Here is a 14,290-nt window from a genome sequence, read left to right on the forward strand (position 1 = left end):
CATTATGAAAAATACGATTAGTAAAATTGCGAAAGTCGTTCTTATTGGAATTTTTCTTTTTTCTGGATTAATCAAATTAAATGATCCCATTGGGACACAGTTGAAATTAGAGGAATATTTTGACGTTTTTTCAGTAGACTTTCCGAGTATGGAAGGATTTTGGAAATTTTGGATACCTTATGCATTACCGCTTTCCATAATTTTAAGCAGCTTAGAAGTTATCTTGGTCGTTGCACTTTGGGTGAATTATAAAAGCAAACAAATACTTTGGAGTATTTTAGCCCTTTTGATTTTCTTTAGTTTTCTCACTTTTTATTCCGCTTATTACAACAAGGTAACGGATTGCGGTTGCTTTGGCGAAACCATCAAATTGACCCCTTGGACTTCATTTGGGAAGGACATTGTCTTAATTTTCCTAACATTTTTAACCAGCTTAGGAATTTCATCCAAGTCAAATAATTCATCCATTAAATGGGTGCTATTATCAACCATTTTAAGTGTTGGCTTGGGAATTTATAGTTATTTTTATTTGCCAATCAATGATGGATTAGCTTACGCGGTTGGAGAAAACATTCCTCAAAACATGAAATTCAGAGAGGAGTTGAAATTTAAATACTTATATAATATTCAGGGCAAGGAGGTTGAATTAACCGAAATGCCTATTGACACGAATGCTAAATTTATTTCGATGGAGGCCATCAATGAAAAAGAAGCTAGGCCTTTGATAACGGATTATAAAATTTGGATTGAAAACGATACCATTGATTATACGAAAGAAAGTTTCAAAGGGAACAAATTAATGGTCATCATGCCCAATATACACCATTCAAAACTGGATGCATTGAAAGAAATTGGTCAATTGGCCAAAGAATTAGAAACAAAAGGAATTACTACATGGTTAGTAAGTGCAGCAGCTAGCCAAGAAATCAACGAATTAAGGCATGAATACCAATTGGCTTTTCCCGCATTATCCGCTGATACAAAGGTTTTAAAAACAATGATTCGCTCCAATCCAGGACTTTGGTTAATCAGTAATGGAACGGTAAAAGGAAAATGGTCTGCCTACCAACTTCCAAATGCGAATGATATTCAACAAAGTTTAAATACAACAGTGCAAGAATGAAAAATATTTATTTAATAGGAATGCCGTCCTCAGGTAAAAGTACGCTAGGAAAAGAATTAGCCAAAAATTTACCCGGCTATACTTTTACGGATATGGACAAATTGATTGAAACAAGAGAACAAAAAACTATTTCAGAAATATTTTCAAATCAAGGAGAAGCTCATTTTAGAGAATTGGAACGTAAAACCTTGAGAGGTTTTCATGCAGATCAATCCATGGTCATTGCAACTGGTGGTGGTGTTCCATGTTTCCATGACAATATCGATTACATCAAACAACATGGCATTAGTATTTTCCTTAATGTAGAACTTGATGATTTAGCTAAAAGATTATATAAAGTACAAGGTAACAATCGTCCCTTATTGGATAAATCACAAAGCGAAGAAGTGGTGATTGCATCCATTAAAAAAACGTATGAAGAACGACTTCCCTTCTATAAGCAAGCAGACATTCAAGTAGATGGAGAAATAAGTGTTAATCAATTATTGTGGTTATTGGAAGCATATTGATTAATTATGGGTTATGAATTATGAGGTATGAAATTGAAAATATACTACTCAATAAAATAACATTCATAATTCATAATCCATAATGCATATTAAAAATACACCCCTGTAGAAACCATTAATTGCATATTGGTAATTTTCAAACTTGCAGAACCATAATCTGCCATATTAGCCAATGTGTAAGGAGTATAGGCTTCATTGTTTGTTCGATAAATCGCCGCAAAATCAAGATAAAATTCAGCAGTTTTATAACCTATTCCACCTGAAAATTGGTTAACAGTTCGGTCGATAGGATCATAGGTGCTTGCAAAACTATTCGCATATTGAGCATAACCTCCACGAAGACTTACCTGAGGTAATACTTTAAATTCTGCACCGATCTTTACATTTAATGCCGATTGAAAATATTTATTGATCAAACTTGAATTTTTATCTTTGAAATTTTGATTTTGAGCTAAGGTTAATTCAGCTGTTCCAACTGACATTCCTGGAAAATTAACGTATTCCAAATCAAGACTTAAAAATCCCTTTTTCCCGATGAAATAAGCGAAACCTCCTGATAATTTCAAAGGCGTTTTTAATTGGTAAGAAAAATCATTGGGAGTTAAAAAAATGGGATCAACTTGGTAACGAATAACAGGTTTATTATTAAGATCGTACGTTGGAATTCCTATGACATCGGGTGCCAAATTGCCTTCTAAACGCTCATTCATGATATCAAAATACATAGGAGTTTGGATAGACAAGGCTACTCTCATCGCAGAAGATAATTTATAAATAGCTCCAAATGTAGCCGAAATACCTGACCCTGAAGTGCCTAATTTTTCTTGATAATTCAAACCTCTCACATATTTGGCACCTACATACTCCTCTGTTAAACTAGTGGTAGAGCTCGAATTGATTTTCCCAAAATGCAAACTAGCACCTATATAAAGCTTGTTCAAATAATTGGCTCCATACGAAAAATCCCATTGTGTTAAGGCTCCTTCATTTTTCGCTATTCCAATTTGCTTAGTTGGCAAATTAGGCTCAAATCGAGAAAAGGGCTTTCCTCCATTGGCGCTCGGATTAATCAAAAATGCCTGATAGGCAACTCCTTCTGGAGTATCAGCTGTATTGGATTTACTATCAAATTCATTATCCAAGCTAGCGCCGGTAGCATTTTTGGCATTTGCCGCTTCGATAAAACTATCTAAGATGGAACTCCTGTTATTCGTTCCAGCATAGGATAGAGGTTGATTAAATAATACTTGTCTGCTATATCCGATTCCAAAAGCACCGTTCCAATCTTTACGATCACTTTGATCTCCAGCTACAACTAATCCAAAATTGGGTAAGTGAAATAAACTATTATCGCTAGATGATGATTGTGACAAATATGTACTTGTGGTACTTGCTGTTTGTAATCCGATGCTTATGCCTAATTCCGAACGAGAATAAAAACCCAAACCTGCTGGATTACCAGCAATGGAACTTAAATCAGCCCCTAAAACACTATATGAGCCTCCCAAGCCCTGCATTCTAGATGTCCCAGTGGCATAACTTGTTGAAAAGTTTTTAGCCAAATTAGGATAAGAATATATTTGTCCAAATCCCATTTGGACAAAACCCATTAGTAATAATGGGATGATGAAGATTTTTTTCATGATATGATCAAATTTATCGTGGTCCTCTAGATGATCCTCCCCCACTGCTACTTCCCCCTCCGTAACTACCGCCTCCTCCACTACTACTTCCACTCGATGATTGGTTGGAAGGCGTGTAGTTAAAGTTGGTTTGCTGAGAGCTTCTTTGTGTTTCTGCTGGACGGGTATATTCTGAATTCGAATTTCTTCTCACCGGTGCCGCATATGACTCGCTTGAATTAGATGAATTTCTTGGTTGATTTACTATCACATCTGTTGAAGAACTTTTGTTTTGACGAGTTTGATTAGTTCCTTGAGAATTATACTGATTACTCGACTGTCGTGGACTCGCATTATTGTTATTCTCATTATAGCGATTTGAATATCGTTCTTCACGAGCACCCACATTTCTTCTTTTGGCAGGTTCAACTTGATTATTATTGTAACCATTGTTATACCCTTGATTATATCCATAGTTATAAGCATTGTAATTGCTGTAATAACCTGCGCCGAATGCACTGTAATAGTTGAATGGATTATACATCCCACCAAAACCATAACCGACATAAGAAGAATAGACCATCCGATTCATCAAGAATGGATCATAAAAGGCACTCATGTATCCTAAACCGAAGGAATTAAATCCACCCATATAACCAAAATTGGAATATGGACTGTAAAAACCACCGTAATAAGGATCATAATAGGAATTCAATGGTGAAGACCAACGATTTCCAAAAGTTAAACCAAAGGAAAGGAAAGGATTTGAATACCAATTATTCCAAGGTGAAGTAAAAACACCGCTTGAAAATCCATCTGAAAAACCTTGATTGTAATTATTTTGATAAACACTTCTCGAATTCAAAAACGTTGACTGTGTTTGATCGGCTAAGCCTTCCTCTTCTTCAATGATGGTAGACTCATCATCTAAATTTACGTAATCCTCTTTTTTAACTCGCTTATTTGTAGACGACGTTCTAACTGGATTGTCGTACAAATCATCATACACCGCTTTCGATGTTGAAGAATCAGGCGTCACTTGAATGGTAATACAGCCTTGAAAAATCGAGAAACTCAATAAGGCCAAGAGAAGATAAAATGTACTTTTCATAGTGATTAAGGGTTTAAATGAATAATTACTAAGTTGAATAATGTATCTTTGCATTCCCTGTATTTTTTGATTTTAAAATCAGTACAAATAAAACGAAATATTGTCTATTAAATTACGATATACCTAAAATATTTATGAGTAAATCACTTCCAACCCGATCAGAAAATTATTCAGAATGGTACAATGAATTGGTAAAACGTGCAGACCTTGCAGAAAGTTCCGCCGTTCGTGGTTGTATGATCATTAAACCTTATGGTTATTCTATATGGGAAAAGATGCAAAGAGCCTTAGATGACATGTTCAAAGAAACCGGTCACTCGAATGCCTATTTCCCATTATTTATTCCAAAATCCTATTTATCCAAAGAAGCTTCACACGTCGAAGGTTTTGCCAAAGAATGTGCTGTTGTAACTCATTATCGACTAAAAAACGATCCTAATGGCGGTGGTGTCATCGTCGATCCTGATGCGAAATTAGAAGAAGAATTAATAGTTCGACCTACCTCTGAAACCGTAATTTGGTCTACTTATAAAAACTGGATTCAATCATACCGCAATCTTCCTTTGCTAATCAATCAATGGGCGAATGTGGTTCGTTGGGAAATGCGTACACGTTTATTTTTAAGGACCGCGGAATTCCTTTGGCAAGAAGGCCACACGGCACATGCCACAAAGGAAGAGGCTATTGCAGAAACAGAACAAATGTTGGAAGTATATGCCACATTTGCAGAGGAATTCATGGCAATGCCGGTTTTAAAAGGCAGAAAAACAGCGAATGAACGCTTTGCTGGTGCAGAAGACACCTATTGCATTGAAGCAATGATGCAAGATGGAAAGGCTTTGCAAGCAGGAACCTCCCATTTTTTAGGTCAAAATTTTGCCAAAGCATTTGATGTAAAATTCTTGAACAAGGAAAACCAACAAGAATATGTTTGGGGTACCTCATGGGGTGTTTCTACTCGACTAATGGGAGCATTAATCATGGCTCATTCAGATGATCAAGGTTTGGTTCTACCTCCAAAATTAGCTCCTATCCAAGTGGTCATTGTGCCGATTTACAAAGGAGAGGAACAATTGAATAACATCAAAGCAAAAGTAGATCCTTTGGTAAAAACCTTGAAAAAATATGGTGTATCGGTAAAATTCGATACGGCTGATAACCAAAGTCCAGGTTTCAAATTTGCTGAATACGAATTAAAAGGGGTTCCTATTCGTTTGGCTATTGGTAATCGCGATATTGAAAACGGCACCATCGAAATGGCTAGACGCGATACCAGAGAAAAAACAAGTTTACCGTTTGAAGGAATTGATCAAATTGTACTAGATACACTAGAAGATATTCAAACGAATATTTACAATAAAGCTTACCAATTCAGAAAAGAAAATACCCATGAAGTGAATTCTTGGGAAGAATTTCAAACCAAAATTGAAGAAGGCGGATTTCTTTCTGCCCATTGGGATGGTAGTTCTGAAACGGAAGAAAAAATCAAAGAATTAACCAAAGCAACGATACGCTGCATTCCTTTGGACGCCAAAGAAGAACCAGGAAAATGTATCTTAACAGGCAATCCATCTAGCAAAAGAGTAGTTTTTGCAAGAGCGTATTGAGGTAATAGGTAAAAGGTAATAGGTAAAAGGTAATAGGTAATAGGTAATAGGTAATAGTTAAAAGGTAATAGGTATTAGGTAATAGGTTTCTTATATTATTTGGCACCTTGGAGGCCTTTTAAATTTTAGAAATATTATTTAACACAAGGTTCACTGAGTTAATTAAATGAAAATCTTTGTGTCCCTCCCTTGTCTTAAAAAAATCACTTATTTTACCACAAAGACTCAAAGTTGCCTATTACCTTTTACCTATTAATGCGAATTAAGGGTTAAAAACTAAAATTCAGGATCTTTTCCAATAATTGTTGCTAAATCAAATTTAATTACATTTTTCCTGGCCAAAAATGCAATTTTCTGGCTAATTCATTTTATATGGCATTTCTTTTTTTGAAAAAAAAAGAAACAAAAAAACTTATTAGTCGCAAGTTAATCCAAGACGAATCAGCAAGCTGACCGATTTTCACTACGCTTTCGGCTATTTTCTTTGACCCTGACGCACATCGCCCATGCGCATTGTCAAAGCACCGCCTACCGCTACGTTCAAATCTTTCGTCGGATTAACCGCAAATTCATTTATATGTCCTAAAAAAGAATATATAGAGTCCACCGATCTGAGTCGAAGCTAAAAGCGGTAATTAAGAGATTAATAATTGGAAATTTCAATCCTTAATTTGCATTAATAGGTAATAGGTAATATTGCTAATTAAGAGTTAAAATCCTTTTGAAGAAATATGGTATCTCTGGTAGACGGATGGCATAATTTTTGTGTCTGTTGTTTTAAACTATTCATTTTTAAGGAGAGAAAAGAGAAGAAGAGAGAAAAGTAACCTATTACCTTTTACCTATTAATGCGAATTAAGGGTTAAAAACTAAAATTCAGGATCTTTTCCAATAATTGTTGCTAAATCAAATTTAATTACATTTTTCCTGGCCAACAATGCAATTTTCTGGCTAATTCATTTTCTAAGGCATTTCTTTTTTTGAAAAAAAAGAAACAAAAAAACTTATTAGTCGCAAGTTAATCCAAGACGAATCAGCAAGCTGACCGATTTTCACTACGCTTTCGGCTATTTTCTTTGACCCTGACGCACATCGCCCATGCTCATTGTCAAAGCTCCGCCTACCGCTTCGCTCAAATCTTTCGTCGGATTAACCGCAAATTCATTTATAAGACCAAAAAAAAATAGCGTCCACCGATTTCGGTTATAAGACTTGACGAATTAATGAAGCTAAAAGCGGTAATTAAGAGATTAATAATTTGAAATTTCAACCCTTAATTCGCATTATTACCTTTTACCTATTACCTATTATCTATTACATCCAATCATAATTTCTTCAATTCCTCTATCACCCGATCAATTTCTTCTTCGTTATTGTATTTCGAAAAGGAAAAACGAACTGCTGCGCCTTGGGCAGTGGGATTAATCCCCGACAAAACATGTGAACCAATAGAAGTTCCACTAGAACAAGCACTTCCCCCAGAAGCTGAAATTTTGGCGATATCCAATTTAAACAATAGCATATCACCATCATTGATGGATGGAAAACGCACATTTAAAACCGTATATAAACTATTTTCTACCTCACCAGATCGGCCATTGAACTCAATACCTGGAAATTCAGCTTGCAATCTTTGGATAAAATACGACTTCAATCCTTTGATATACGTTTGATGTTCTTCCATTTCTTCATAAGCAATGCTCAAGGCTTTGGCAATTCCGACCATACCATAGACATTTTCCGTTCCACCTCTTTGATTGCGTTCTTGTGCGCCACCATGCATTAAAGGGTGAAATTTAACACCAGCTTTGGCATACAAAAATCCAATTCCTTTGGGTCCATGAAATTTATGCGCTGCACCTACCATAAAATCAACGGGTAATGTTTGTACATCATGCACATAATGTCCCATGGTTTGAACCGTATCTGAATGAAATAAGGCACCATATTCTTGACATAATTGACCTACAGCATGCAAGTCCAATAAATTACCGACTTCGTTGTTACCATGCATCAAACTTACCAAGGCATCGGGACTTTCTTTCAGTAATTCTTCTAAATGATTTAAATCAACATCACCCATCGAATTAACTTGAACCATTTTAACTTGTACCAAACCTAAATGAGCCCAAGATTCTGCCGTATGCAATACCGCATGATGTTCCAAAGGTGAAGTAATTATGGTTTTTCTACCTCCATATAGGACGGCGGATTGTATGACAGTATTATCAGCCTCCGTACCTCCAGAGGTGAAAAATATCTCAGCAGGGGAAGCATTCAGTAAATGAGCAATGGTCTTTCTAGCTTTTTCCACAGCCACTTTTGCTTTCCTTCCATGAGAATGGATAGAAGAAGGGTTGGCGGTAAAATCGTCAAAATAAGGTTTCATTTCCTCCCATACAAGTGGATCAATTGGAGTAGTGGCCGCATTATCTAGATAAATCGGTAGGTTGTTGTTTGATGAAGTAGACATATAAATTTATAAATTGGCAATTTTCTTAATTGCCTGAATAATTTGTTGTGCGTAATCATTGGCTTCTTGCTCAGTAGGAGCTTCTGCATAAATTCGAATAATGGGTTCTGTATTCGATTTTCTTAAATGTAACCAGCTATTGGGAAAATCGATTTTAACACCATCAATTGTATTAACAGGGAATTGCTTGTAATCCTCTGCGATGGTAGCGAGAATTAAATCTACATTCAATGCAGGTGATAATTCGATTTTGTTTTTCGACATCACATATGGAGGATAAGAGGCTCTCAATTCAGATATCTTGATTCCTTTATTGGCTAAATGAGTCAAAAACAAACCTATTCCCACCAAAGCATCTCGGCCATAATGTGATTCTGGAAAAATCACTCCGCCGTTTCCTTCTCCACCAATAATAGCATTTTGAGCCTTCATTTGTGTGACCACATTCACCTCTCCTACCGCTGCGGCAAAATATTCTCCACCATGTGATAAAGTAACATCTCTCAAGGCTCGGGTTGAAGAAAGATTCGAAACAGTATTTCCTTTTTGCTTGGACAATACATAATCGGCAACGGCTACTAGGGTATATTCTTCTCCAAAAGGAGTACCATCTTCATTGATAAAACATAATCGATCGACATCTGGATCAACGACAATACCTAAATCATAATTTCCAGATTTCATTTTTGAAATCATTTCAGTAAGATTTTCTGGCAAAGGTTCTGGATTGTGAGCAAAATGTCCATCGGCTTCTCCAAATATGACATCGACATTTTTGAGTCCTAAAGCATGTAATAATTTCGGAACGACAATGCCCCCTGTTGAATTCACTGCATCAACGAGAACCCTAAACTGAGCCTGTTGAATTACCGATGCATCTACCCAAGGCAAATCCAATACATGTTGAATATGTTGGTCTAAAAACGTGTCATCCTGGGTATATTGTCCCAAAGAAAGTACATCCGCAAAATCAAAATCATTTTCCTCCGCCAACTGTAACATCGCCTTTCCGTCTGCATCGGATATAAACTCGCCTTTATCGTTTAAAAGCTTTAAAGCATTCCATTGTGCAGGATTATGACTTGCCGTTATGATAATTCCTCCAGCTGCACGAGTCCAAGGCACTGCTAATTCGACTGTTGGAGTGGTTGACAATCCGATATCCAATACATTCAACCCTAATCCGATTAAGGTATTTGACACTAAAGAAGAAACCATGGAGCCTGAAATTCGAGCATCACGACCAATGACAATAGTATTTGAACTAGGTTGTGTATTTTTCAACCACGTTCCATAGGCAGCTGCAAAGGTTACCACATCAATTGGACTTAAACCTTCACCAGGTTTACCGCCAATTGTACCACGAATTCCAGAAATAGATTTTATTAAAGCCAATGGAAAAAAATTAAATTTGAATGAGAACTAAAATGTAAATTTACTAAAAAGGGCTATATTTTTTGTTTAGTTCAGACAATTTGGCCAAATTTATCTAATTAAACCTATTCAACCTATGCAACAAGAAATTCAACATGTCTTGATTTCAATGGCTATTGGCTTTCCCATCTGTTTGAAGAGGATATTTGAGTTAAAAAAAGCAAAACTTCCCATTCACGGATGAAAAATATCGAATTGAGTCATTTATTGGAAAGTATCAAATCTATAAAAATTGCTGTGATTGGTGATTTTGCCGTCGATTTTTATTTTCAAAAACAACTAGTTACAGGTGAAATTTCGATTGAAACGAATAAAGAAGTTTTTTGGGCAAAAGAACCTAAATCATCTTTGGGTGGAGCAGGTAATGTCTGTAAAAATCTTGCCAATCTAGGCATTCAGGCGCATGCTTTTGGAATCATTGGAAATGACCTTTTCGGTAGAGAAATGTACCATTTGTGTCAAAAAAGCGGTATCAATAGTCAATATTTACGACAACACGATCACATCGATACAGCTACCTATTCCAAACCTATGTTTGAAGGAGTAGAATTAAATCGTATCGATTTTGGTACGCAACAAAAAGATATAGAAACTGAAAAAAACATATTGATTGAAGCATTGATTCAGCAATTAAGGGCATTTGATTTTGTGATTATTAATGAACAATTTCTCTATCCTTTGCTTACCCAAAAGGAATTGATCCAATTACAGAAAGGACTACTACAAAAAAACATTCCAGCCATTGCTGATTTGCGGAGCTTGGGAAAAAGCGCCAACGATGTTATTCTGAAAGTAAATGAGCATGAATTCATATCGTTATTTTCATTAGACAAGTCGATTTTACAAGATCCAAAACAACTTGAAATAGAGGTAAAAAGATGCCTTCCAAATAGATCAAAAGGCATTTTATTGACGCTAGGAGAACAAGGTTTACTATATGCTGACCATGAAAATTTTCATTGGCAAAAAAGTTTACCCTTACATGGGCCGATTGACACCGTTGGTGCTGGCGATATGGTTGTGGCAGCCTTTACCGCAGCAAGAGCAACTGGAGCAAGCATTCCATTGTCTTGTGATTTTGCCACCATTTGCGCCAATATAAGTATACATAAAATTGGAGAAACGGGATCAGCGAGTCCCGAAGAAATAATTTATCTAAACCTTGAAAACAATGAATAAATTACACTTAGAAAATTTACAACAAGAGATCAAAAATTACACAGAAAATCATTTGATTCCTTTCTGGACAAAACGAACCGTAGATAAAACGTATGGTGGGTTTTTGACACATTTTAATGAGTTTGGAGAAGATTCGGGAGAAGATGAAAAATCATTGATTGCACAAACACGCTCCGTATTTAGTTACTCGCAAGCATACCGCCATGGGTTTGGTGGACCGGTCATGAAAGAGATGGCAGAACATGGCGTAAGGTTTTTATTGGATAACATGTGGGACGAAGAAAATGGTGGTTTTTATTGGATGATGAATCGAAAGGGAGAAGCTACTAATCGTCAAAAAATAGGATATGGCCATAGTTTTGCGATTTATTCCTTAAGTGAATATACCTTAGCCACCGGTGATCCTGTGGGTTTAGAATATGCAGAAAAAGTATTTGATTTATTGCAAAAGTATGCGGTAGATACAAACTATGGAGGATATTGGGAGTTTTTCTCCGACAAATGGGAATTAATGGGCGAAGGTTCTCCAGGGGGTGATCGTAAAACATTGGATGTTCACATGCATTTGATGGAAGCATTCACCACGCTTTATGAAGCTAGTGGTAAAGAACTACACCGCAGAAAATTAAAAGAATCCATCGATATTTTAATTAGCAAAGTCATGCATCCCGAATATGGTACAGGAGTGCCTCAATTTTGGGCAAATTGGGATGTCGCTCCCCAAATTAAATTTGATATAGTTTGGGGCTGGGATCGTTTTGCTGAAGGTGGACAAAAAGCCTCTGCCATCGACAATACATCTTATGGACATAATTCAGAATTCGGATGGTTGTTGATGCATGCATTGAAAGTGGGAGGATTTAATGTGAATGATTACATGGGCTCCTTGAAAAAAGCTTTTTACCACTCCATGGAAAACGGCATCGATTGGGAATATGGTGGCGTTTACGTGGAAGGATCGCATGAGGGCGAAGTGTACGATAAAGAAAAAGAGTTTTGGCAACAAGCAGAGATGTTAATTGGTATGCTAGATGCCTATTTGTTGACAAAAGATGAAAAATTTGTCGAAGCTCATGAGCAAGTTCATCGATTTGTTTTCGATAAAATGATTAATTACAAAACAGGAGAATGGTGGCCATTAATGACGAGAGAAGGCGAACCTATTTGGCGACACATGTCTCATTCTTGGAAAATCAATTACCATAATTTACGTTCCATGATTTTAAGTTATGAAAAATTAGGAACAATTATCAGTCAATTGTAAAACGGAAAAAATTATGAAAAAGCTTGTCTCAATTTTACTTTTTACCAGCATTTGTTTTTCAAGTTTTGCTCAGAGTAAACAAGAAAAACAAAGCTTTTTATTGAAAACCTTAGAAGCGTATTTTGGAAAAACGCGGTCATCGAGTGAGGAGGCAAGAAAAATGGCGGGTAAGAAAGTTGATGAAAATGAGGCCATAAGAAACTTTCTAATCAAAAACGATAGTCTTTATATCTATTTTTTCGACCCATTAGACTTAATTTCTAAAGGTGCATATCGAGATACGACCATCATTCCCATTGTGGATATAGAACGTTTTGAAATATTGAAAGGAAAAAGCCCAGATGGTCAATTAGGTATCGGATTATCGTTTATAAAAAGACAAATAAAAGCCCAAAATAAAAAATTAAATAATCAGACAGCTGCCATTGAAACCATTAAGCAACAAGAATTAGCAAATGTTAATTCAGGTAATTTAAGTCAAAAATTGATAGGTCAAAGTTCTGGTGTCACGGTAGGTGGTGATAATTCTCCGGGAGCCACCGCCATGGTAAGAATTAGAGGATTTGGTTCCATCAATTCCAATAGTCCACTCTATGTGGTAGATGATGTACCCGTGAGTGCCAATAACATCAATGCGATTAATCCCAACGACATAGAATCCGTGAATATTTTAAAAGATGCCTCCGCAACTGCCATTTATGGAGTAAGAGGAGGAAATGGAGTAGTGGTCATTAAAACAAAGAAAGGAGGTGAAAGTAAAGCGAGTATTTTAGAGGATATAAGTGGAGATATTTCCTTGCCTTACACACTTTGGATTTGGGGGAAAACGGCTAAAGATTTCCAAAAGGCTAATTTAACTAATCAATTACAAAAATTTGTTGAATAAAAAGGTAACTCAAATTTAAAAAATGATTTAAAACTTCAAACCACCTTCTTTGACAAAAAGTCGAATTCTGAAGAATAAAAATCCAAACATAAAGCCCAGAATTAAACCCAAACCGGTAAATATCATTTTACTTTTTTGAGTTGGTCTAATGGGTGAGAAAGGATATTCCAATATAGTGAATAGGGTTTTGGAAGAAGAACTCATAAACCGAAGTGTTTCCAAATTCTTTTGTGCTTCGCCATAGGCAATCATTAACATATTTTCCTTCACAGAACTACTTTTGGCGTCTACTCGGTCTTTTTGTAAAATAACTCCCAAGGCTTGGTCACTTATTTCAGCCGATTCCATTTGCGTTTGATACAACAATGAACGCAGACTATCCACTTTACGTTCAATCACAGTTAAGTTCTTGGATGAATTGGTATTATTTTCTGAATTATAAAACACTACAAGCGTCTCATACATCCGCAAGGTAAAATTGATTGACAATTCTTCATTCAAGGAATCAAAACTTAAATTAATGATACCACTTTTTTTATCAAAAGAAGGTTTCAATAAACTAGTTGATGGATTTGAAATTTGATTTAATATAATCTTAAGTACTTTTTTTTGTTGAAAATTTAAATTATCTAAATTATTAAACGATTTAAATTGAACACTTTCTAACTGATTCACAGAAGAATCCTTACTTTCTTTCCATTTTGTTCGATAATCATAAATCTGGATAAAATGATTAATAAATAAATCATTTTTTTTGTTAATCTGAGTTTGTGAAAATAAGACCTTAACGATTAAGGATTGGGATTTAATCAATTCCATCGTTCTTTCCAATGGACTTCCCGAAGGATTTGAACCTCCTCCTAATAAACTCGAAAGATTAGAAATAGACGCAAATGTTCCATTATCTGATTTGATGGAAAAAGACAAATCGGCTCTATAGATGGATTTTGAAGATCTAGCATAGAAGTAACCAATTCCACCTAAAAGTAGAGAAAAGACTACAATATGAAATTTATAAGTAAATAAAAGATTTATACTTTTTTTTAATTCTGCTATCAAATCAATTTCTTTTTCCACGTTTA

At 35.7% G+C, this 14,290-nt stretch carries 11 protein-coding genes; 6 read left to right on the forward strand and 5 right to left on the reverse strand.

Translation table 11 applies throughout. The features are described from left to right. The first annotated feature begins 4 nt into the window (after positions 1-4). Positions 5-1,123, forward strand: a complete 1,119-nt coding sequence (locus tag V7S76_RS07985; protein ID WP_459509547.1) for a BT_3928 family protein — start codon at positions 5-7, stop codon at positions 1,121-1,123. Further along, positions 1,120-1,632, forward strand: coding sequence for a shikimate kinase (locus V7S76_RS07990; RefSeq protein WP_459509548.1), 513 nt, complete (start codon positions 1,120-1,122; stop codon positions 1,630-1,632). Before V7S76_RS07985 ends, V7S76_RS07990 begins: the two co-directional genes overlap by 4 nt. Positions 1,633-1,721: 89 nt before the next feature. Here the strand turns inward: V7S76_RS07990 and V7S76_RS07995 are convergent, their stop codons facing one another. Together V7S76_RS07995 and V7S76_RS08000 are read right to left on the reverse strand one after the other, a co-directional pair. Continuing rightward, positions 1,722-3,368 (reverse strand): OmpP1/FadL family transporter, encoded by a 1,647-nt coding sequence (locus V7S76_RS07995; protein ID WP_459509549.1) that lies wholly within the window; start codon positions 3,366-3,368, stop codon positions 1,722-1,724. Then, on the reverse strand, positions 3,289-4,365 hold the full coding sequence (locus V7S76_RS08000; RefSeq protein WP_459509550.1) for a hypothetical protein: 1,077 nt from the start codon (positions 4,363-4,365) through the stop codon (positions 3,289-3,291). The genes V7S76_RS07995 and V7S76_RS08000 overlap by 80 nt, the downstream gene beginning before the upstream one ends. A gap of 134 nt (positions 4,366-4,499) precedes the next feature. On the opposite strand from V7S76_RS08000, the gene proS reads away from it, so the two are divergent. Beyond that, a complete protein-coding gene (proS, locus tag V7S76_RS08005) occupies positions 4,500-5,972 on the forward strand; it encodes a proline--tRNA ligase (protein ID WP_459509551.1) in 1,473 nt (490 codons plus the stop codon). A 1,324-nt stretch (positions 5,973-7,296) separates the two neighbouring features. On the opposite strand, the gene V7S76_RS08010 is transcribed toward proS, so the two are convergent. Together V7S76_RS08010 and glmM are read right to left on the reverse strand one after the other, a co-directional pair. Further along, positions 7,297-8,445, reverse strand: a complete 1,149-nt coding sequence (locus V7S76_RS08010) for a cysteine desulfurase family protein (protein ID WP_459509552.1) — start codon at positions 8,443-8,445, stop codon at positions 7,297-7,299. 6 nt (positions 8,446-8,451) lie between these two features. Further along, on the reverse strand, positions 8,452-9,840 hold the full coding sequence (glmM, locus tag V7S76_RS08015) for a phosphoglucosamine mutase (RefSeq protein ID WP_459509553.1): 1,389 nt from the start codon (positions 9,838-9,840) through the stop codon (positions 8,452-8,454). 219 nt (positions 9,841-10,059) lie between these two features. Here glmM and V7S76_RS08020 point away from each other — a divergent pair, with 219 nt between their 5' ends. The 3 genes from V7S76_RS08020 to V7S76_RS08030 are packed head-to-tail and all read left to right on the forward strand — an operon-like array spanning position 10,060 to position 13,208. Beyond that, a complete protein-coding gene (locus V7S76_RS08020; RefSeq protein WP_459509554.1) occupies positions 10,060-11,058 on the forward strand; it encodes a bifunctional heptose 7-phosphate kinase/heptose 1-phosphate adenyltransferase in 999 nt (332 codons plus the stop codon). Beyond that, on the forward strand, positions 11,051-12,322 hold the full coding sequence (locus V7S76_RS08025) for an AGE family epimerase/isomerase (RefSeq protein WP_459509555.1): 1,272 nt from the start codon (positions 11,051-11,053) through the stop codon (positions 12,320-12,322). Before V7S76_RS08020 ends, V7S76_RS08025 begins: the two co-directional genes overlap by 8 nt. A gap of 13 nt (positions 12,323-12,335) precedes the next feature. After that, positions 12,336-13,208, forward strand: coding sequence for a TonB-dependent receptor plug domain-containing protein (locus V7S76_RS08030; RefSeq protein ID WP_459509557.1), 873 nt, complete (start codon positions 12,336-12,338; stop codon positions 13,206-13,208). 27 nt (positions 13,209-13,235) lie between these two features. On the opposite strand, the gene V7S76_RS08035 is transcribed toward V7S76_RS08030, so the two are convergent. Further along, a complete protein-coding gene (locus V7S76_RS08035; protein WP_459509559.1) occupies positions 13,236-14,285 on the reverse strand; it encodes a hypothetical protein in 1,050 nt (349 codons plus the stop codon). Positions 14,286-14,290 lie beyond the last annotated feature (5 nt).

It is taken from the genome of Aquirufa sp. ROCK2-A2 (assembly GCF_054558485.1).

Excerpts from the sequence above, each read along its gene's own strand:
- V7S76_RS07985 (WP_459509547.1), top strand. The coding sequence starts at position 5 with ATGAAAAATACGATTAGTAAAATTGCGAAAGTCGTTCTTATTGGAATT.
- V7S76_RS07990 (WP_459509548.1), top strand. The coding sequence starts at position 1,120 with ATGAAAAATATTTATTTAATAGGAATGCCGTCCTCAGGTAAAAGTACG.
- V7S76_RS08000 (WP_459509550.1), bottom strand. The coding sequence starts at position 4,365 with ATGAAAAGTACATTTTATCTTCTCTTGGCCTTATTGAGTTTCTCGATT.
- proS (WP_459509551.1), top strand. The coding sequence starts at position 4,500 with ATGAGTAAATCACTTCCAACCCGATCAGAAAATTATTCAGAATGGTAC.
- V7S76_RS08010 (WP_459509552.1), bottom strand. The coding sequence starts at position 8,445 with ATGTCTACTTCATCAAACAACAACCTACCGATTTATCTAGATAATGCG.
- V7S76_RS08020 (WP_459509554.1), top strand. The coding sequence starts at position 10,060 with ATGAAAAATATCGAATTGAGTCATTTATTGGAAAGTATCAAATCTATA.
- V7S76_RS08025 (WP_459509555.1), top strand. The coding sequence starts at position 11,051 with ATGAATAAATTACACTTAGAAAATTTACAACAAGAGATCAAAAATTAC.
- V7S76_RS08030 (WP_459509557.1), top strand. The coding sequence starts at position 12,336 with ATGAAAAAGCTTGTCTCAATTTTACTTTTTACCAGCATTTGTTTTTCA.